We start from the raw sequence: 22,213 nt of genomic DNA on the forward strand, positions 1-22,213 counted from the left end.
ATTGAGTTTTTTTTTTATTTACAGGAATTTGATAAAACACATCTGCATGATCGCCATGTCGCGTTTGTCCTCCCTGTATTTCATACCAAGGTTTGAACGGATCGAAAATGCCTTTACTTGAAACAATGGTTCCACCAGCTGAAAATGCACCTTGCTCTTTTATCATGAATAAATCTTCATTATCTATTTTCTGTTAATAATTACAACTAGAATAAAGTAAAAATGATACAGCAAAAATTTTATATTTATACTTATTAGACACCGTACAAGGATTTTTATTATTACAAATATTTAATAAATACGATAAAACAATATTTCGAAATTGATTAAAACGAAAAGTTGTTTGTTTAAGACGAATAAGATAAATACATCTATTTATTTACAACCCATAATTTAAAATCTGCTGCTTTGTTCTTACTGATATAAATACGTTCGGGAACGTCCCTATCGAGCGTTATTAATAAGCGATTATCAAACCAAATAGTAAGACTCTTCACACTGTTACGGGCAATTATATATTGTTTGTTTGCCCGATAAAAATTATCCGGATTAAGAAATTTAAAAATCTGTTCTAATGTCTTGAAATAAGGATAGGAACTTCCGTCCTTCAAATAAATATGCGTATTTTTATTAGAAGTATAGAAATAAGATACCTCCTGCAAATCGATAGGGAAAAGTTTATCTTTTAAGGAAACTAATATTTTTTCTTTATAGAGTTTTGTAGGGGCTAATTGTGCTATTCGAGTTAGATATTCGGATAGGTCGGGTTGCGTTAGTTTTTTGAATTTCTGTATTGCACGATCCAATTCTTCTTGTTTGATGGGTTTTAAGAGGTAGTCAATACTATTTACTTTAAATGCCTCAATAGCATATTCGTCATATGCTGTTGTGAAAATAATAGGAACTTCTACTTTTATATTTTCAAATATTAAGAAAGCTGAACCGTCCGACAAATGGATATCCATCAATATTAAATTGGGTTTGTTATGGTTGGATAACCAATTAATAGTTTGGGTAACGCTTTCCGTATTTCCAACTACTTGTATGGAAGGTTCAATATCTCGTAAAATTCCAACAAGACTTTCATAAGCTGCTGTTTCATCTTCTACTATCAATATTTCCATATCTTATTTATATTAACGGTAAATATACTGTAAATGTTACGCCATCATTTTTAATTTTTATCTGACCATTTGTAAGTAATGAAAATCGATTTTTTAGGTTATTCAATCCTGTACCATTGGTAGTAGGTGAAAATATTTTAGGATATATAGGATTGGATACTACTAATTCTTTACATTCATTCACTTCAATTGTAATAATCATTTTATGATCACTATCTATAATATTATGAACTACTATATTATCCAAAATAGGCATAACTGAAAGAACCGGAAGCTTATAAGATAATGCTGATTGATTTATTTTAATATCATAGATCAATTTATTAGCGAACCGTACTTCCATCATATAACGAAATGCTTGTATGAAATCAAGTTCTTCTCTAAATGTTACCAGTCCCTTTTTATCACTTTGTAAAATATAGCGAAATACATCCGATAGTTTATTTACATAAGTAAGGGTAACCAAATCGTCCTTTTTTCGAATAAGCGATACCAATCCGTTCAACGAATTAAAGAAAAAGTGAGGATTTACTTGATAGATTAATGCATTATATTGACTCTGCAAATTTTCAATTTTTAACTGTTCTATTTCCAGCTCTTTATTTTTCTTTTCGTTATATAATTGGTAAATATAAGATGAAAGCGTACATAAAATGCAAATAAGAAAAAATTGAAATAAAACCAAACTGCCTAAGTGAGCTATTTTAACTTTTAAAATGAAAAATATTCCTACGTAAATACAGAAAGCAAAAAGAGTAATTAGGGAATTATATAGTAAGCGACTTTGAAAAGAGGTAGTTTGAATTTTTCTTACATTGATCTTGATCAATGCAAAAATAAAAATAGTATATAGTATACAACGTAATATAAAAAACAAAAGATAATATATTTTTTTATTATCAGCCAACATACTTATCTCCCAAGGTAACCAAGTTATATTGGGATAAACTATAAGTAGTGAGCAAATAAAGCTAATCAGCAATAATTTATCTGCTGAATATTTACCTAATATACACATTGACAGGAACTTTATACAAAAATATTTATTTTAGCTGTAAATAAAATAATTCTTAAAAATAAATAAATTCATACTTTGAATTTTATCGTTTTTATTTTGAATATTTTATAAGAATGATCGTAAAACGAGTAAACTATATTAATTGTTCTATCGTGCAAAGCTAAACTTTTAGTTACCTATTGAAGCTTTTTTATACTATCTCATTTTAAAAATAAAAATTCGCCGGCTTATTATTTTACTTTTTAATAATCTGATACAATATAATCTTTTTATTGACTAAAATATGACATAAATGGAAATCAAAAATTATATAAAGATAATAGACTCTCAATTTGTAATTTGTTTAACATCTTTTATAGAAAATCCGTATACGTAATAAGGAATAAATTACCAGCACATGATCCGGTTGATAGGAGATTATTGTCTCCGAAATCGTTTGCCTACAACAATATAATCCGAATAATGGGTTACGGGAATTTCTACTTCGCAGTCCTTTACAGAAATTTCTGCTAGCATATATAAGTAATTTGGTATAACATTCCGTAGGGATACACACCTTACCTCATTAATTTTACGGATTGGATTACAATACCATTTTCTTGGTCCTAACTATCTAAAGTCAGATTTTCAGTTTTACAACCGATGCCTTTAACTGTATCAGTATACACATAGATAAAGTAGCATAATAATTTTCAGCATTAGAGCTTATTATAATTTCAATATAATTATTGCTCAACAATTGAGCGGCACTTACATAATTTACCTCTTAAGAATATTTAGGAACAGTCTAATGTCTAATCAGAGTTATCAATGGGGTGTTATACTTTCACATAAAAATTACATGAAATTTCGTTAAAAAAATCATGTAAAGTGAAGCTTTTATTTTTCTCTGAAGCGCAGTTCAAAGACGTTTCATATCCCGGTATCTCAATTGTATATGTATCGGTTGAAAGGAAATCTCCTGATTTTGTAAAAAATATCTATTGTCTAGTGACGAAATTGCGCTAATGGTATAAGGACTCGATTTCGTTACATATACTGTTGCGTAAATTTTATTTTCATTTGATAGTGCTGCTTCGACTATATATTTTTTTAATTTTAATAGGGCAACAATCTATTATATATACAGCTTTAGACATTTTTCCGTATATGATCTTCAATCTCTTTTCTATTTTATCCAATCATTAAAACCGTTTTCTGTAATATTTTAAAATTATAGACTTCATATACATTTAGCGCATTAATATTTTACAATTATTACTAAAAATATGCTGTTTACATATTTTTTCAAATATTTCTTTTTATCAAAATAAATTCTAAAAATGATTTTAAATAAACCAAAGTTTGTTTTTAAGATAAAAAAATATTTTGCGGAAGGCTTATTGTTACATTTTTTTTAATTTCAAGAATTATTATATGCCCTTAATGCATTTAAATTAATTTAGTGTATTATAAAAAAAACAAGATACTTTTAACACATTTATACTAAATAATTTCAACTTTTATTTAAAAAATATTATTTAACTAAAAAATCACATATTTTATCTAATGTTAATGTAAAGCAATTATGTACTTCATCAGCTATTTCCGGCGTACAAGGAAAAGGATCTTCGTGTACATAGTTGTATGGATAATCCATTAAATCAACAGAAATAGGTATATCTCTACGAGATCCTTGTAAAGTATTCATAATTTCATATGAAGGTATTACTTCATCTTTATCCAAAGTGATCACATAAAATTGATGGCTCATTCTTCTAAATTCTTCTTCCCTTTCTTTGATTAAAGTTTTATAACATAACATACTTCTAAAATTCGGGCCTTCAGGAGTACTAAACATGTAATATCGAAGCACTTCATCCCTGTCCATATGACTATCCAAATGCTCTACTATAAATGAATATAAACCAACCTCAGCCTCACTATCTAAAATAAATTTTGATACCGGTGAAAATCGATTAAAAACGGCCCCTCCGCAAAAAATAGCACATTTTGACTCCGAAAAATATCCATTTCTGTTACTCATCATTAATACTTGAGACAAAAATGCACCAATAGAATAAGCGAAAAGGTCTATTTTTGCATTTTTATCAATCCCTGGGTGTATTCCTTCTTTTATATCTTCTACAAAATCTAACACATCATAATAAGACTGCAAACCGGACCAGATAAATCTTTGAGGCTTATTATTAATACGTGTACTAATAGCTACATTGGAAAGGCTTGAGCATAAAAGTAAAGGATGCCGTTTTTTTCGTTCTTCACTCACACGATACATTTCTCTTGAATTACTCCACAATACCGGAGCTCTATTCATATGAAAAGCCATAGGAAATAAAACAATAGCTTTCTCTGTTTTTTCAGCCATATATGTTGCCCATGGTAAATATTTATACCAATATTTCTCATTAAACCCATGAAATAAAATGACAATTTCTTTAGCCTTGTTTTCTTTTTTAGGCATGATTATATGATATCGAAATTCAATATTTTCAATGATATCGGCATCTTTTTTAATTAACATTTTTTGGATAATATCCGACTCATCTTCATTGATAGGAGTATGTAAAAATTCATAATTATCATTATTTCCTAAACCACCGGGTAGTATAAAACGATAATTTGATTTAAATGAAAAATTTCTAATAACCAAATTCTGATCTATATCTATTTGATCCTTAGCGTAATCTTCAATTTTTTTCAAATATATAAACAAGTCTAAATATTTCATTTATATGTTAAAATTTGTAATTAAGTATTACCTCACAAACAATTATATTATTACTATTTAATCTAAACTACAATTATAATGTTTTTTTTATTTATTATTAAGATATAAATTTATAATTTTTAAACATATAAATATAATTTAAAGATTATTTTAAAAAAAAATTGTTAGATGGTGTAATATTTTTACCAAAATTTAAAATTACATTATAAATATAAATATTCAACTATTATTGTATTATATTTTTATTTTTTTGCTAATTATTGAAAATAATTCCCAATGGCATAAAATTTGATGTTAAATTACATTTAATAAAAAGTTAATATATGTGTTCTTTTAATAAAACTCAGCTAAATAAATTAAAAAATAAGTTATTAGTAGCCTATATTTGCAAAAATTTTAATACTTAAATATTTTAAAATGTTTATAAATTCTAAAGGATATTATATACCTGCAAAAAGAATTAATAATGATTATTTTGCTAAACTTAATAACTTATCAGAAGAATGGTATTTTAAAAGAACAGGAATACTTACCAGAGCAAGAGCTTCTGAAGAAGAAACTATAGATTACATGAGCATTAAAGCTGTTGAAGATGCTATCAAAAATTTACCTTATGACATTAAAGATGTCGATTTGATTGTATTTGCTTCATATACGCCTTCTGATACTGTTGGAACAACAGCTCATGTCATACAAAAAGAATTTCATATAAATAATGCCAAGGCTATTTATGTATCTTCTGCTTGTTCATCAGCTCTCAACGGCATGGAAATCATTAAATCTTTTTTTACAAGTAAAATTTCGTCTAAAGCTTTATTGATTAGTGCTGATAGAAATTCAAGCTATTCTGATGATAGAGATATACAATCCGGGCATTTATGGGGAGATGCCGCTGTGGCATTATTTTTTTCTTCCGAACCTATACGTTCTAACGAAGCCGAAGTTTTAGATATAAATACTCTTGGACTTGGGGATATCGGTCATGGTCCAGAGGCAGTCACTATGGAGCCTAAAAACGGTTTACATATGCCTTATGGGAAAGATGTCTTTACTCAAGCTTGTATATATTTATCCAAACAGACGCAAACAATTATCCAAAAAAATGGTTTTTCAATTTCTGATTTATCATATTTTATAGGCCATCAAGCCAATAAAAGAATTTTAAATAATGTTTGCCATGAATTAGGTTTAGAGGAAAATAAATCGCTGTCGAATGTTGAGGAATTAGGTAATACTGGGTGTGCAAGTGCTCCTTTAGTTCTTGCTCAGAATTATGATATTTTTAAAAAAGGTGATCTTATATGTCTCTCAGTATTTGGAGGGGGGTATTCTTCCGGTACATGCTTAATAAAATTTTAATTGATAAGCTAACTGGTATTTAACTTAAACTAACTTCATTGTTATAAGAATCCAATAATCATATTATCATTTGGGCTTTAACAATTTATTAGTTCCTGATTATATTAAAATATATTCTAAAGAGATTGTATTACTTATTATTTAATAATCTAAGTAAGATAATTTTTTGTATACTATTCATATGTAAAAGAATTAATTATGATTATTTCCGAGAAGAATCTTATCAAATTTATTAATCGAAAAGGGTAGAAAATAAAATATTAGATTAGAATTTGAGTTCTAATCATATTTTGTCATTTTTATGAAAAGTGCATAAATTATTAACACTTTTAATTACTATAGGTTTCTAAATTTTTTTTAGCAATTAGCTATTCGCTTTATCAAAAGCCTTCATAATTACTTGATGAATTGATGGCATATATTCATTCATATGTGTTATTGCATGCACATCATCTAATTCTAGAATTTTTAATGACGTGCCAAAAACTTTTTTATAATAGTTCGGGTCAAGAACTTCGTCATTTTTAGAAATTATAAGATGTATGTTTTTGTTTAATATATTTTCCGAAGTAGCTGAAAATATTTTTTCTTTCAACTCGGCAGGAATTCTTTCTTGTTCCTTTATTTGTTCAGCCGAAAATACAGGATTCGTCATAACATAATGCATACCTTTAAATGAATTCACTAAATGCCAAGCAATATTTGCCCCCATACTGTCTGCCATAATTATACTATCTTCACAATTTTCTTTTAATATTTTAGCTTTATCTTCTAAAAATTTCGGAATATTCATAAATTCATCCCAATCCCAACATATAGTATTATATTCTTCAAAATTTTGATAAAAATTTTGTAAACATTCAAACTTTTTCCCTGAAGTTTGATATCCGTGAAGAAAATATATTTTTTTCATTTGTATATTTAACTCTTTACGTTAAAGGATAAACCTTTATTTTGGATTATATTTTTGTTAATTCAATTACTTACGAATATTATTTGCAATTCATCCCTATTCATACTTCTTCTTTTAATTCAATATATTATGCGGATGCCTACAAACCTAATCAAATTTATTAAATTTGTCAATAATATAATATTAAAAATTTATATTAGTACTATTCCGGAATTATTGTCAGTAATATTTAAAAAGAAATAAGTGTATAAAAAGTTATTTAGTCAAACACTAATTTATGGATTAAGCAATGTTTTAGTCCGAGTATTTCCTTTTATACTAACCCCTATGTTAGTAAGAACATTCGGCCCCGCTAAATATTCTATATATGCTGATTTTTATTCTGCGGCAGGTATACTTTCTGTATTATTAACCCATGGAATGGAAACTACATTTTTTCGCTTTTTTCAAAAATTTAAGGATAAAGAAATAAAGCAAAATACAGTATATTTCACTTCATTTACTTCAGTTTTAATTGTGTCTTTATTATTCTTAATTTTTGGAATATTAGCCAGACATTTTTTAGCCACAGCCTTTAAACATCCCGATGAAGTTGTTTTTTTAGTATGGTTTCTTTTTATCCTCGCTGCTGACGCTATATCGGCTGTTCCCTTTGCAAAACTTAGAATTCAGAATAGATCCTTATATTTTGCTTCTCTTAAAATATTGAATTCTGTCACCATGTTCTTTTCAACGATTTTATTAATATTCTGGATACCTAAGCAAATTGAAAACGGAGGAATAGGAGCTGCTTTTTTTAGCAAAGTGTATAATTTTGATTATGGCATAGGCTATGCTTTTGCTGCAAATTTATTTGCCAGCATTATAACCTTTATTGCTTTAATCCCTACTATGTTAGATGGTAAATACACCTTCGATTTTTCTTTATGGAAAAAGATGTTAATTTATGCATGGCCTATAACCATTGCAGGATTAGCCGGAATTGTAAATGAAACGATGGATCGACAGTTTATTAAATATCTTCTTCCTGAAGGAGTTGCTGAAATCCAAATGGGGATTTACAGTGCAGTTTATAAAATAGCTACTTTTATTACTTTGTTTAAAACCGCCTACCTACTTGGTGTGGAACCATTTTTCTTTTCTCATGCAGGAGAAAAAAATTCAGGAAAAACGTATGCTACTTTAATGAAATATTATGCCATTTTCAGTGCTGTTATTTTATTATTTTTAGTAGCCAATTTAGATTGGATAGGACGTTTATATATAAGAAATTCGGATTATTGGGAAGGCTTTCCAGTAGTTCCTATCCTATTAATTGGGTCTACATTCTTAGGTATATACCTCAATCTTTCCATATGGTACAAATTATCTGACAATACACATTACGGAGCAATCATTTCCGGTATAGGGGCATTGATAACCGTAGTATTAAATTTTATAGGATTAAAATACACCGATCTTGGCTATTGGGCATGTGCTATTGCTACGTTTATATCCTATCTTACCATGATGCTAATATCTTATTTTTGGGGACAAAAATTATATCCTATACCTTACAATTACAGGAAACTTATTTTTTATATTGGAGGAAGTTCTTTGTTAAGTCTAATTGCCTATTATTGCAGCAATCAAATGTATGTAAGAATTCTAATCGGAAATATTTTATTCTTTTTATTTATTTATCTTACTTTAAAGATCGAACAAAAAGACATAGAAGTCTTAAAGAAAAAATTTTTCCAACTTAAAACACATAAAAAGGAGAATTAATTCTGCATTTTTCTTCTTCAATTTAAAAACAGACAATTATATTAGCTTTTATTATTATACTTAAAGCAATATTTATTTCAATTTCTTATACGTTGTTACTAGTGACCTTTAGCTAACAAATTTTTCAATATTAAATTTTCATTACTTTTTATATTATTATTCATTTTATTTTTATTTAAATAATATTATTTATTAGCTATAATTATAGTATTAATAACACTTTAGAAAGGTAAAAACTATAAAATAATTTAATTATATGCATTTATAATTTCAATATATTATAATAATTAAATATATAATTAGCGATTTATGATAACATATTAAAATAAATTTATTATCTTTGTCTCAATATTTATTTTATCTTATAATTATAATTTTGAGCATTCACAGATAGAAATTGTACTATGCTGTGAAAACAAATAAAGCGGTCATTTGATGACCGCTTTATATTTTATAAAACTTTATTTTAAATATTAATTTTTAAACTCATCATTTAATAATTTAGAAAAAAATGAGGTATTATTTCTAGCATCAAATTTTTCAGCTAAATCTAAGGCTCGGTTATAGTAGTAGGAATACAAATCTTTTAAATTATATTCACCTGAATCGTCATATAATGGATGAGTCGTACTAATCCTTATTTTCCTAGAACCTTCAACGTTAAAAAGATTTAAGACATTCACTGAGAAATCAAATTGCAAAGAATCTTCCGAATTAAAATCCCAAGGAGAATATTTTTCAAAAAGCTCAAACGCTTTTTCCCTATCATTATATATTAAATAATTAATTAATAATGAAATAGTTGATAAAAAAGTCTCATATTTCTCATCTATATTTTCTTTTAGCTCATACATAGCTTTTTCATAGAAATCAGCTGCTCTAGAATCTCCTAATTTATTTAAATAATAGGCAAATTTGCAAAAAGTAGCAAAAGGCATATGGGCACAGCTGAGTTTCTTAACAAAAAGATCATGAGCAATATCAATTGCTCTATCTACATTTCCTTTTTTTAATTCAGACTCAACTCTAATATCTAGCTCACAAGCCATACAGTGGGACATATCATCACGGGTGTCTTTTTCTCTTAATTCAATATAGGCATCACTTGCCTCTATATCTCCTATAAAATTATACCATCTAATCATAAGACTGTAATACCCACGTAAACTATAACCATTTTTTGTCATTCTAGATTTAAGATCCTCAAATATTTTTTCTATTTGCTCTTTTTCTATATTTGAATTTCTATAGGAAGCTTGTGCTAACCATTTATATTGCCATAATAATTCTTTTTCATCAAAAATTTCAGGATTTTTATCATAGGTTTCAAGAAGCCATGTAAAGGCTGGAAAACTTTCAATACATCTTGAAGTTCTAACTTCTTCATTTATTAACTCCAACCTAAAATCAAATCCCCATTCTATATCATTATTAGAATCAGCCAAAAGTATTGCTTGTTTTAAGAGAATTATTTTGTCATCCGGATTTGTAATTGAATTTAGCTTTAAATTAATTTTTTGCAATTCTAAATTATAGCTCATTTTCTCATTATTTCCTTAGTTAATAATTTTTTAAAATTATCGGTTTTATTTCTTGTATCAAATTTTTCAGCTAAATTCTGTGCTATAGATAAATAATAGTTATATAAATCATCAGAATTATACTTTGCATCAGCCCTATAGAAAGGTAAGGTTGGATTTAATTTTTCTAGCTCGATAGTCCCTTTTTGTTTAAATAAGTTTAAAAAATTTAAACAAACGTCGAAATTTGTCTTGTCTTCTGAATTTAACTGCCAATGAGCATACTTTTGATAAAGATCCAATGCATGCTGGGTATTATGGTAAGATGCGTAATTAATTAATTTAGAGAAACCTGAAATAAATGAAGATTCAAAATCATTATCAAACTCATTTAATCCCTTTTCAAAATACTCTTTCGCTTTACTCTCATTAACATTATTAAGATAATAGGCTAAATTACAATAAGTATCAAAAGGGACTTCATGACAAGATATGCCTTTAAATAGCATTTCCTTTGTATCTAAAATGGCCGAATCATAATCTCCTGCAATTAATTTAATTGTTATTTTTTTACTCAACTCACAGGCTTCACAATCCGACATTCCATCTCTTCCATATTCATCTCTTTCTTTTAATGTTTGTAAAGCACCGGAAATGTCTCCAATTGATTCTTGCAAATCTATTTTAGGAACGTAATATGCTCCTAATCCATATCCATTTCTTTCCAACCTCATTTTTAAATCTGCTAAAATGTCTTGAATTTGCTCTAATGAAATATCTGCATTATTCACAGCCCTACAAGCCAACCATTTATATTGCCATAATACATCCTCTTCCTCAAATAAATCGGGATGAGAATCAACCGCTTCGAGCAACCAAGTCATCGCCGAAAAACTATCAATACAATGGGATGTATAATTTTCCTCTTCAATCAGTTGGATTCGTAGATCAAAAGATTCTTCTAAATCATTGGCAGCATCTGACAATCTGATTATCTCTTTCAATATGGGAATTCGATTATCTGGATTTATTTCTTCATCCATTAAGATATGGCGTAAATCCATACTTTCATATAAATCTTTATTAAGATCCGCAATTTCAATTGCTTGATTTATTAATTTTTTTCTCAGATCGATATCATTTTCTTCATCAATCTTAATCTGTAACTTTTGTAATTGTAATTTGTAGTTCATATCAGCTTTTATTAATGTTTCTCTGTTTTATACCAAAGATACTACTTATATCATTATTCATATACAACCAAATCTTATATTTTGAATTGATTTTTATTTATTATCTTTATTGAGCAATAAAAAGAACAATATGAAAATATCAAAAGGTAAATTATTCCAGGAAATAGATAATTCTCCCCTAATTATATTTAGGATGTTATTCGGATTTTTACTTTTTGTAGAATCTTGGGGTGCTATATTGACAGGGTGGGTAAAAACTAACTTAATATCTCCAAAAGTATTCTTCAGTTTTATTGGTTTTGAATGGCTTCATCCTCTTCCCGGATATGGAATGTATTTTTATTTTATATGTATGGGAGTTTTAGGATTATTAGTAATGATTGGATACAGATATCGGTTAAGCCTTTTGTGCTTTACGATTTTATGGACAGCTCAATATTTAATGCAAAAAACTGCATATAATAACCATTATTATTTTCTGACTCTCATATGTTTCTTAATGCTTTTTTTACCTGCAAATGCTTATTACTCCATTGATGTAAAAAGAAATAAGAATATAAAATCATTGACAATGCCTCAATGGTGCTCATTCGTTCTGATATTACAAGTTTCAATTTTATATATTTATGCAAGTATTGCAAAACTCTATCCTGATTGGCTGGATGGCACTTTTACCCGATTATTATATTCTCATAAAACAGATTTCCCCTTTATAGGTAAATTTTTTACGGAAAAATGGTTTTATATTTCAATTGCTTATCTTGGTATTTTATTTGATGGATTGATTGTTCCTATGATGCTTTGGAAAAAAACCAGGACATTAGCTCTAATAGCAAGTTTAATTTTTCATCTTTCCAATTCATTTATTTTAAAGGTAGGTATTTTCCCTTATTTTGCTTTAAGCTTTATTGTTTTTTTCTATCCTCCGGACACAATAAGAAGAATATTTTTCAAAAAACGACCCGCACTTTCATTAAAGACTTATAATTATACTAATAAGAATCAGACATATATCCTTTTAGTAATAATCTATTTTATCATTCAATTACTCTTACCTATACGCCACTATTTCATTAAAGGAGATGTTTTTTGGACAGAAGAAGGGCACAGATTAAGCTGGAGAATGATGTTAAGACAGCGAAATGGTTCTACCTATTTTACGATCATTGACAAAAAGACAAAGGAAATCCTTACCTTTAATATGCATGACTTATTTACTGAAAAGCAAATCCACAGAATAGATTGTTATCCTGATTTTATATGGCAAGCAGCTCAGTATATAAAACAAGATTTTAAACAAAAAAATAAGGAGATTGAAATTTATGCAAATACAAAGATCTCTGTTAATGCACATCCGTTCAAGCAATTTATTGACCCAAAAATAGATTTAGCATCAGTAAGCTGGGATTATTTTAAACACTCTAATTGGATTCTTTTATATGATGATTATAGAAAATAAAAATCATATATTTATCTTAGTGGTTATGAGAATTTTTTTGGGAGATTATAATTCCAAAAACTCCTAAAATAATCAATAATATTCCTAATAACATCATGGATGAAAAAGGTTCGGAAAAAACTAAAACCCCTATGATCACCGCTGTAATTGGTTCAAAAGCCCCTAAAACTGATGTTAGTGTTGATCCAATTCTTCTAACTGCCTCAACCAACGTTATAATTGATACTATGGTAGGAATTAGTGCTAGTAATGTGATGTTGAGAACACAAGACACATCTTTTACCGGAAACCATTGGAATGAACCGGTTAATAAACAAAATAGAAGAAGATAAACAACACCTATGACTTGTATATAAAAAGTATATCTAAGCACCGGCATATCCTTGACCGTTGATTTTACAGAGAATACTAAGAAAAAAGCGTAAAATATAGCTGCGGATAGGGCAAATAAAATTCCTTTAAAATTTATTTTTCCAATACCCTCTCCTAATGATAATAAAGCAACACCTGTCACAGCTAATAAAATAGAGATAAAACCTTTTATTGAAATTTTTTCTTTAAAGAAAATTCCCATAATTAAAGTAACAAAAACAGGATACAAAAAATGTACGGTAGTTGTTACTCCACCTCCTAAATAGGTATAAGATAGAAAAAAAAAGAGTGAACAGGTATTGCACAGTAAACTGAGCACTGTTAATGCTTTAAATTCTTTTAACGATACTTTAAAATTTACTTTTTTAATTTTCATCAAAACAGCTACGGCAATACATGCGAGTAAAAAACGATACAATAATACCGTATCAAAATTTAATCCTTTTTGCATCAATGGTATGCTAAATAAAGGAATTAAACCATAGGTCATAGAAGAAATGATTGCGCTTAATGATCCTTTAAAAAAAGATCCTTTTCCATATTTCCCAACCAGTGCCTTTGATTTTCTTGGTAAGCGTAATAATATATACCTTGCTGCCCTCATTTTTAGTGTAAAAATTTGCTGCAAAGATATTTCTTAAATTTTACATTAAAAAACATGTTTTTTTAAAAAATACTTCTTTGAATTTAATACTCTATATTTTTAGAAATAATGATTAAAATCTGTATCGTTAAAAAAAGTTTATATTATATAATTATCCCACAATATTATTACTCTCGTTTTTTTAATTAAATAATAAATCGGATATAACTCAACCATTAACAATATCTACGGAATTATCTTAAATTCAATTATTATAGCTAATTATTAAAAAAACGCTATATAATAAATAAAAAATAATTTTTTATCAACTATCTTTTGTAATTAATATTTATAAGTTTGAAAAAATATAATTAAAAAAAGGTTTACTAAAAATCTAATTTTTCCATAAAATCGCTCATTCCTAAAATTATAAGTTGATATAAAGCATTATTAAATACTTCCATTTCTTTTTTATTTACAGGATATCCTCCCAACATAAGTGCTTGTACATACATGATATGAACGATTGCTTCAAACATAAAAGAATCTTCAACCTGAAATAATTTTTGTACTATTTCATTATCTTTATTAAAGCATAAAGTCGGCATATTTTCATTTTCTTTTTTCACAAAATTCTGTAACGTTGATGAAAAAGGATTGGCCGAATTAGATAAATTCTGTATATTTTTATTATTAATAGCTTGATCATTCGCTACATATATAGCAGGAGTATCAACAGGGTGGAATTCTTTAATTTGAACCTTACAATAAAAAGATCGAAGAAGCTGATTGGCTTTTTTTTCAAATCTAATATAATTTTGATTTTCAGCGATTTTAACATCTTCAAAATTATCCAATATATCTTGAGGGGTTATCTTTTTGAAAATGATCTCGGGTATTGTTACCTTAATTTTTTCAATCAAATCTGTTTCAAAGCTGTAAGCTGAATTAATTATTGTTTTTCCTTGAGATCCAGCTATTCTTCGTATTTGCCTGAAATCATCCAAGTAAGGAGTATAGTATATAATTTCATTATAAGTTCTGAGGGATAAAAAAGTCATGTCTCCTTTGTTTGTTTCAAAGGGAATATAATCAATAAACATTTTTAATAATTCGGAATCTTCTAACGCTAATGCTTTGATATATAAATGATGAATTTTTATTATTTGACTAAGGATATGTGTATCTGTAACAGCAAGATATTTTAAATAATCCTTAAAACAAAATGTAAGCTCATTTTTAGCTTTTGCCATGAGCTCATTATTCATAAGCGCTTCCCTTGAGGCCGTAGGTCGTAATGTATTAGTGTTTATTATGCAACGTACAAAGGTTGACCAATCGGGAAGAAGTCCTTTAGCATCCTCACATAGAAACATTCTTTTTAAATAAACTTTGTTCTGCTTCGTATTTCCTAAAAACTGAACCTTATGAGGTATTATATAAGCTATACCTTTTATCTCTCCTACCTGAGATTCTAATTTAAAGGAATCTAAAAAATTTATACCAAATATTTTTTTACCATATTGAAGTATATCTTCTTTTGATGCTTCAGAACTTAACCACACAGGTTCTTTATCGACAAGCACATCGTTTCCCTTTTCGGAAACAAAATTAATTTTTATAGGTAAGGCATCTCCAAAATAGAGAATATTTTTCTTTATTTCTTCTTCTTTAAAGAGACTTTTCCATTCTTTCTTTGGGGTGAGAATCACTCTAGTGCCTATTTCTTGTATATCTTCCGAAGGTTCTACTATATAAGTACCATCTGCCTTTCCTATCCAACGTATTCCTTTATTTTTTAATAGCGAACGAGTTTCAACAATTATTTCATTGCTTACGACCAAACAAGAAAGCATCCCTATACCAAACTTTCCTATATAATCTTTTTCTTCAAGTTCTCCTCTTTTGGAACTTTGTCCTATTACGGAAAGAAATTGATGAACCCCCTCTTCTGTAAGCCCAATTCCATTATCTTCAAAAATAAATTTGGGTGTATCCTCATCATGAGTTAAGTACAACGTAATTTTCCCTTCAAATTCATCTATACCTTTGCGTGCTGTAATTGCATCTACTCCATTTTGAAGTAGCTCACGTATGAAAACATTGGGACTGCTATAAATATGTTCTGAAAGTAATTCAATCATCCCTTTCAGATTAACCTGAAATAAATATTTATTAGTATCTGACATATAATTTTGTAAAACTATGAATCTATCAATTTAAAATAACTTCCATCTTCTTTTTCTTTTTCCTACTATCTTAGAGGCTTTTTCATGACCATTATCAGATGCCTTTTGATACCACATCATTGCTTTTGTTTCATCTTCGGCAACTCCTTTTCCCATTAGATAACAATTTCCTAATTCAAATTGTGCTTCTGCATATTCGGACTCAGCGGTCTTGGTTAATCGGATAATTCCCTGCTCTAAATCTTGATTGGTACCTTCTCCATCCAATAACATCATAGCGGTATAAAATTCTGCATATAAATTACCTTCTTCCGCTGCTTTTGAAAGCCATGTAAAAGCCTCAACCTGATTCTCATCCGTTCCAATTCCAAATTTATAAGAAATTCCTAATCTATATTTGGCACTAGTAAATCCTGCTTCAGCCCCTAAGGTATAATACTTAAAAGCTTCTTTAAGATTTTCCTCTGTTCCTACTCCGTACTCATAACAAACTCCCAATCCTTCGGAAACCAATCCTTTTTCTTCGGCATTTTTATAATATTCAAAGGCTTTATCATCTTGAGGATTTTCCAATCCTGCATCATTATAAAGATAATAGTCTCCTAACAGTAACGCTGCATATGGATATCCTCTTTCGTAAGACTTATTAAGCCATTCTAATGCTTTTTCAAAATTTTTCTCAACTAAACCATAATAGTAATAATATCCCATTTTATATTGCGCAAAGGAATAGCCTTGTTCAGCAGCTTTCAACATATAATCCATGATTTTTTCCGCATCAAATTCTAAACCACCATATTCGCCTTCATAAGATAAGGCTAATTCAATACATGCATCTCCGTAATTATGTTCGGTAGCTTTTTTAAAGTTATCTAAAGCAAATTCGGGGTTTTCAGGAACTCCAATTCCATATTTGTAGGCTCTTCCAAGATTGTAAATGCCTTCTAAATTTCCAGATTCAGCAGATTTTTGATAGGCTTGAAATGCTTTCGTATAGTTTTTTTCACCCAGTAGCCCATCTTCTTCATAATAGCCTATTTTATTATAAGCATGTGAATATCCGTTTTCTGCAGCTGAATTATACAATTCATAAGCTTTTTGAATGTCTTTTTCAACTCCTATTCCCTCTTCATAACAGATGGCTAATTCCATCTTTGCATAGTTCGACCCCATTTCTATAGCTTTATTAAAATATTCTATTGCTTTAGCTGGGTCTGCTTCTTCAGTTTTAGTTACTCCTACCCTATAATAATGTCCTACTAATTCTATTCCATAAATTGAATTTCTTTCAGCAGCCAATTGATACCATTTAAAAGCCTCATAATAATCCGGTTCAAGCACTCCGTTTTCATACATTTGTCCTAAAATATAAGGGGCAAACGAATCTCCTAATTCTATAGATTTATCTAATAAGTTTCTGGCTTCTTCTATATTCGGCACTTCTTGATTTAACAATTGATAGGCTTTTTCCGACATGGCGGAGGCATTACCTTCCTTTATTGCTAAATCTAAATAAAAATTCCCTTTTTCAAAATCTTTAACTGAATCTTCATATAAGTATATTAATGCTAATTGAAATGTAGAATCATCGAAATAATACAAATTAGCTTTTTCATGCCAATGTATGGATTTTTGAATTGATTTATTTTCATCTGGGGAATAATTGTAATAACGTGCCAACCAATTTGCTGCATAAATCACTCCATCTTCATATGCTTTTTCTAAGAATTCAATTCCTTCGGATGTTTGATAACCTTTAATTCTTTCATTAATTATATTTATGCCCAGCAAATATTTACTAATGGCGCAATTATTTTTTATTCCTTCTTCTAGTATTTCTTTTGCCTTTTCTAAATTTTCTTCTTTGTATAAATAGAATTCTCCTAGTAAATGATAGGCTCTTTCGGATTCTACTTCTCTGGAATTATTAAATTCTTCTATATCGGAAAGAATTTTAGCATTATCTTGTTCTGTATAAAAAGTTACATTAAGCAATAAATTGTCTGCTTTTGTATAACCCAATTCTTTAGACTTATGTAATAAATGCAATCCTTGTTCTTTATCTTCTTTTTCACCCCTCATTGCAAAATATAGATTATATCCATGAGTAGCCATACAAGCAGGATCTCCTAATTTTATTCCTTGCAGAATATATTCTTTTGCTTTTTCATTACTTCTATAGGGCCTACGAGCAGTGTTTATTATATATCCTCTTTTATGATATGCTCTTAAAAATTGTTGTTTTAAAAATTTATCATTTACTTCTTCTACTTTTTCAAACCAAAATCTGTAGTCAATATCAGATAAATTTGTAGAAAAATGTTGATTACTATTATCATCGTATAAAGATAGATATAACTTCTTTATTTCTTCGTTAACAGAATTAGAATCAAGAGCTAACTCACACAAAATCAAACCCTTTAACCAGTTATCTTTATTATAAAAATTTTTTTCTTTTAACAATTCAATGACTTCTTCTTCTATCGGCTGATTATTTAATTGTTTAAATAATTCTTGATAATGGTTTTCTAAATTTGATTTCAACATATTAATTATTAATTTTTTTAAGCTATAAATTTTAAGCCATAAAATTATAAAATTTATATATAAAATAAATTTATATTTTTAGATTATTCAAAAATTACAAACTCTTCAAACCTACTTAAATTACAGAATTAAACATATTCCAAAAATTTATATTTCGTTCTCTCATGTTTTTATTTTATTTTTATATACATTTGATAAAAAATAATCAATTTGCATGAAGTGGAAAAAAATTTCATTTTGGTTGATTTTTATCTTTATTTTAGGTTCTCTTTTAAACTTTGGAATTAATGATTGGATAAAAAACAGTCTTCCGAATTTTATTTCAAAAAGAAATGATACACCTTATAACTTCAATTATGCTGATGTATCTTACTCTCTTTTTGAGAGGCAAATGATTATTAGTAATATAAATATTTCTCCTAAAAGTAAAAAAAAGGGTATCTATACAATTAATGTAAACAAAATAACTATTCATGGAGTTAAATTTCTACGTTTTATTATTTTTAAAGATCTTGCCGCCAATCTTATTGAGATAGATTATCCGAATATCTTAATTAAACAAAACATTGATTCTTTTAATCACAAAAATGATTCAGTTAAATATAATCTTGGCAATTCTATTCAAATTGAAAAATTTGTAATTAATAAAGGGAATTTAGCTCTCTATAATACATCAGACGGTATTAAAAAAGCTTCTTTAACAAATCTAAATCTTTCTCTTTCAGGAGTTTTATGGGACATCGCTAATAAAGAAAAAAGAATCCCTATTACTTACAATAAGATAAAATTAGAAGTTTCGGATGTTTTTTATCAACTTAATGGAATTCATCATCTCCAATTAAAAAAATTGAAATTTGAAGATGGATATATACAAACCGATCAAATAATATTGCATCCGGATATAACAGAAGAACAATTTAAAAATGAAAAATATTATCAAAAAAGTTTACTAAATATAAATATTCCTACAGCAAAAATAAAAAACTTGGATTGGGGATACGACAAGGACGATTTTTTCTTCCTTAAAACTTCCAAAATTGAAGTTGATTCAACCAGTATTGTAATTAAAGAAAAATCATTAAATAAACCTACTAAAAATATTACAGCACATATAGATCGTATTATTCCCTTTAATTTAAATATAGATACTATTCAAATACTTAACTCAAAATTAAATTTTAATAATCACATAACCAGTAATAATATAAATATAATTATTCAAAAAATCGTTAATAAAATAAATGATAAAATAACTCTGGAAAGTCTTAAATTATATAACAATTCATTAATTATATATCAACAGAATAACACTGAATATACTCACAATAATCGTAACAATTTTACTTATTTATTCGACGATATCCTTGAAATAAAAAATTTTACTATTGCTAACACACATATACAATATGTAAACGAAAATAAAAAACCTATATTAGAGATGGGTAATATGAATTATTCCATCAATGATATCAATATAAATACGATATTTACTAATACTAAAAAATACATCCCTTTTTCTTATTCTGATTATAAATTAGAGGCCGATGATATTGTGTATTCAGGTATAAAATATCATACGTTTAAAATAGGAAAAATGCTTTTGAAAGATAATGAATTTCTTGCCAGTAAAATTCATATCATTCCTACTATAACTACCCCAGTATTTTCCGGATCAAACGACAGTAAAGATCTTTTTAAAATATATGTTGATTACTTAAAAATTCCTATAGTAAATTGGAATATTACTGATAATAAATTTAATTTACAGGCCCCTTTCATTGTTATCAATGAAATGAATGCATCTATTTACCGAAACCCTTCAGTTAAATTAAATTCCAAAAAAATTCATTTAAATAATTACGATTTAAACACGGACATTCATATTGATAAATTTTCAATTAATAAATCTTCCTTAAACCAATACAATGCCGCTAATGGTGAACTTATCACCTCTATAAAAGACCTTAAATTACAACTCTATACCATAACTTTAGAAGATTCATCTAATGAAAATCCTTTAGATTTACCTTTTTCTTTTTCTAAATTTAATTTAACTGGAAAAAACATTTTTCATGATATGGGAAATCATACCATACATACAAATTATCTCATGCTAACAAACTCCTCACTGTATGCAACTAATATAAAAATAAAACCTAAAAAGGAGCAGTTGGATTTGATGAAAAAAAGAGGTATTGATGCGTACACTATAAACATTCCAAAAGTTAATATTCCAAAATTAAATTTCAAACTTACAAATCATAATATTGAATTTGCTGCCCCTCTTGTTTCATTTGAAAAAATGGATGTTACCATACACCAATTTGACCTTCCCAAAAAGTTGTATATTCCAACTTATAAATCTTTTCTAAGTGAAAAATTAAGAAAATTAAAGTTCAAATTAAATTTAAAAGAGGTTAATTTTTTAAATTCTTCTTTAACTTATGAAGAAGAATCTCTTAATAAAAAAACCGGAAAAATATTTTTTACTGATATCAATGCAAAAGTTAAAAATATAATCGGCGGATATAAATTTTCATATTTACCCGATGTTACTATTAATTTTAAAAGTAAATTCATGAATTCCGGCAAATTAACAGCCATATGGAAATTTAACACTTTAAATAAAAATGATAATTTTATTGTAAAAGGAAGTATAGTAGGTTTGGCCGCCGAACAAATTGACAATTTTATCAAGCCTTACTTAAATATATCTTTTAAAGGATATATTAAAAAAGTATCCTTTAATTATTACGGAGACAATACGTACGGATATGGATCTTTTGGTATGGATTACAAAAATTTAAAAATAGCTTTTTATAAAAAAAACGGAAAAAAAGAAAAAAAAATGATGTCTTCACTAGCTAATTTAGCAATTAAAAAAAATTCAAAAGATTCTTTAAAAATATCGGAAATCAAAAAAGTAGAAAGAGCTAAAGATAAATCATTTTTTAATTTTATATGGAAATTAACCCTTAAAGGACTAAAAGAGACTTTATCCATTTTTTAATTTTTCCATATTTTCAATATACAATATTCTGTATTCTTCCTTAGTTAATTGAATCATTTGCATACAACAGCTTTTATTCATAGGCTATCTATACCAGTATATAATATAAATAATTATAGACCAAATACATACTAATTTTATTTCATAAAGCAGCACAAAAGGCAATTTACACTTCTTCTTTGTAATTTGTGTAGAGACAAACAATAATCTAATCAATCTTTTTTAGATAATTATTTCATAGACATAAATTTAGTTGTAATCTTTATTTCATTACAAGGCTGAATTCCGTTTTTATGCTAAATAAATGATTTCTAATGACTTATATCAATTTAGGTTTCGCACCTATTTGCATCAGTAAACTAAATAAATCAGGCATTCCATATTCCTTTATAATTTACCCTTTCTCAAATTCATAGAAATTTATAACC

13 protein-coding genes are annotated in these 22,213 nt (G+C 27.5%); 4 read left to right on the forward strand and 9 right to left on the reverse strand.

The window, feature by feature from the left end; all coding sequences use genetic code 11:
• Window positions 1-371 precede the first annotated feature (371 nt).
• The 3 genes from M3Z80_RS04110 to M3Z80_RS04120 form a co-directional block, all read right to left on the reverse strand.
• Window positions 372-1,124, reverse strand: a complete 753-nt coding sequence (locus M3Z80_RS04110) for a LytR/AlgR family response regulator transcription factor (protein ID WP_293917826.1) — start codon at window positions 1,122-1,124, stop codon at window positions 372-374.
• Between the two features lie 7 nt (window positions 1,125-1,131).
• Entirely contained in the window at window positions 1,132-2,142 is a 1,011-nt protein-coding gene (locus tag M3Z80_RS04115; RefSeq protein ID WP_293917827.1) for a sensor histidine kinase, read from the reverse strand.
• Window positions 2,143-3,658: 1,516 nt separating this feature from the next.
• On the reverse strand, window positions 3,659-4,873 hold the full coding sequence (locus tag M3Z80_RS04120; RefSeq protein ID WP_293917828.1) for a DUF6051 family protein: 1,215 nt from the start codon (window positions 4,871-4,873) through the stop codon (window positions 3,659-3,661).
• A 417-nt stretch (window positions 4,874-5,290) separates the two neighbouring features.
• Here M3Z80_RS04120 and M3Z80_RS04125 point away from each other — a divergent pair, with 417 nt between their 5' ends.
• The gene (locus tag M3Z80_RS04125) at window positions 5,291-6,232 is read left to right on the forward strand and encodes a 3-oxoacyl-ACP synthase III family protein (RefSeq protein ID WP_293917830.1); all 942 of its coding nucleotides are present in this window, start codon (window positions 5,291-5,293) and stop codon (window positions 6,230-6,232) included.
• A 364-nt stretch (window positions 6,233-6,596) separates the two neighbouring features.
• On the opposite strand, the gene M3Z80_RS04130 is transcribed toward M3Z80_RS04125, so the two are convergent.
• On the reverse strand, window positions 6,597-7,145 hold the full coding sequence (locus tag M3Z80_RS04130; RefSeq protein WP_293917832.1) for a YqiA/YcfP family alpha/beta fold hydrolase: 549 nt from the start codon (window positions 7,143-7,145) through the stop codon (window positions 6,597-6,599).
• 243 nt (window positions 7,146-7,388) lie between these two features.
• On the opposite strand from M3Z80_RS04130, the gene M3Z80_RS04135 reads away from it, so the two are divergent.
• On the forward strand, window positions 7,389-8,912 hold the full coding sequence (locus M3Z80_RS04135) for a lipopolysaccharide biosynthesis protein (protein WP_293917834.1): 1,524 nt from the start codon (window positions 7,389-7,391) through the stop codon (window positions 8,910-8,912).
• A gap of 473 nt (window positions 8,913-9,385) precedes the next feature.
• Here M3Z80_RS04135 and M3Z80_RS04140 read toward each other — a convergent pair whose 3' ends face one another.
• Window positions 9,386-10,453, reverse strand: a complete 1,068-nt coding sequence (locus tag M3Z80_RS04140; RefSeq protein WP_293917836.1) for a hypothetical protein — start codon at window positions 10,451-10,453, stop codon at window positions 9,386-9,388.
• On the reverse strand, window positions 10,450-11,625 hold the full coding sequence (locus M3Z80_RS04145) for a hypothetical protein (RefSeq protein ID WP_293917838.1): 1,176 nt from the start codon (window positions 11,623-11,625) through the stop codon (window positions 10,450-10,452). The genes M3Z80_RS04140 and M3Z80_RS04145 overlap by 4 nt, the downstream gene beginning before the upstream one ends.
• Window positions 11,626-11,755: 130 nt before the next feature.
• Here M3Z80_RS04145 and M3Z80_RS04150 point away from each other — a divergent pair, with 130 nt between their 5' ends.
• Window positions 11,756-13,084 (forward strand): HTTM domain-containing protein, encoded by a 1,329-nt coding sequence (locus tag M3Z80_RS04150; RefSeq protein WP_293917840.1) that lies wholly within the window; start codon window positions 11,756-11,758, stop codon window positions 13,082-13,084.
• A 16-nt stretch (window positions 13,085-13,100) separates the two neighbouring features.
• On the opposite strand, the gene M3Z80_RS04155 is transcribed toward M3Z80_RS04150, so the two are convergent.
• From M3Z80_RS04155 to M3Z80_RS04165, 3 genes are all read right to left on the reverse strand, one after another.
• Window positions 13,101-14,060 (reverse strand): DMT family transporter, encoded by a 960-nt coding sequence (locus M3Z80_RS04155; protein ID WP_293917842.1) that lies wholly within the window; start codon window positions 14,058-14,060, stop codon window positions 13,101-13,103.
• Window positions 14,061-14,425: 365 nt separating this feature from the next.
• The gene (locus tag M3Z80_RS04160; protein ID WP_293917844.1) at window positions 14,426-16,228 is read right to left on the reverse strand and encodes an HSP90 family protein; all 1,803 of its coding nucleotides are present in this window, start codon (window positions 16,226-16,228) and stop codon (window positions 14,426-14,428) included.
• 30 nt (window positions 16,229-16,258) lie between these two features.
• Window positions 16,259-18,775, reverse strand: a complete 2,517-nt coding sequence (locus M3Z80_RS04165; protein ID WP_293917846.1) for a tetratricopeptide repeat protein — start codon at window positions 18,773-18,775, stop codon at window positions 16,259-16,261.
• A gap of 214 nt (window positions 18,776-18,989) precedes the next feature.
• Here M3Z80_RS04165 and M3Z80_RS04170 point away from each other — a divergent pair, with 214 nt between their 5' ends.
• Window positions 18,990-21,785, forward strand: a complete 2,796-nt coding sequence (locus M3Z80_RS04170) for a hypothetical protein (RefSeq protein WP_293917848.1) — start codon at window positions 18,990-18,992, stop codon at window positions 21,783-21,785.
• Window positions 21,786-22,213 lie beyond the last annotated feature (428 nt).

The sequence above is a fragment of the Apibacter sp. genome (assembly GCF_025291155.1).
Classification (GTDB): Bacteria; Bacteroidota; Bacteroidia; order Flavobacteriales; family Weeksellaceae; genus Apibacter.

Bases quoted from the DNA above. Each gene is read 5' to 3' on its own strand.
- M3Z80_RS04110 (WP_293917826.1), bottom strand. From the start codon at position 1,124: ATGGAAATATTGATAGTAGAAGATGAAACAGCAGCTTATGAAAGTCTT.
- M3Z80_RS04115 (WP_293917827.1), bottom strand. From the start codon at position 2,142: ATGTGTATATTAGGTAAATATTCAGCAGATAAATTATTGCTGATTAGC.
- M3Z80_RS04120 (WP_293917828.1), bottom strand. From the start codon at position 4,873: ATGAAATATTTAGACTTGTTTATATATTTGAAAAAAATTGAAGATTAC.
- M3Z80_RS04125 (WP_293917830.1), top strand. From the start codon at position 5,291: ATGTTTATAAATTCTAAAGGATATTATATACCTGCAAAAAGAATTAAT.
- M3Z80_RS04130 (WP_293917832.1), bottom strand. From the start codon at position 7,145: ATGAAAAAAATATATTTTCTTCACGGATATCAAACTTCAGGGAAAAAG.
- M3Z80_RS04140 (WP_293917836.1), bottom strand. From the start codon at position 10,453: ATGAGCTATAATTTAGAATTGCAAAAAATTAATTTAAAGCTAAATTCA.
- M3Z80_RS04145 (WP_293917838.1), bottom strand. From the start codon at position 11,625: ATGAACTACAAATTACAATTACAAAAGTTACAGATTAAGATTGATGAA.
- M3Z80_RS04150 (WP_293917840.1), top strand. From the start codon at position 11,756: ATGAAAATATCAAAAGGTAAATTATTCCAGGAAATAGATAATTCTCCC.
- M3Z80_RS04155 (WP_293917842.1), bottom strand. From the start codon at position 14,060: ATGAGGGCAGCAAGGTATATATTATTACGCTTACCAAGAAAATCAAAG.
- M3Z80_RS04160 (WP_293917844.1), bottom strand. From the start codon at position 16,228: ATGTCAGATACTAATAAATATTTATTTCAGGTTAATCTGAAAGGGATG.
- M3Z80_RS04165 (WP_293917846.1), bottom strand. From the start codon at position 18,775: ATGTTGAAATCAAATTTAGAAAACCATTATCAAGAATTATTTAAACAA.
- M3Z80_RS04170 (WP_293917848.1), top strand. From the start codon at position 18,990: ATGAAGTGGAAAAAAATTTCATTTTGGTTGATTTTTATCTTTATTTTA.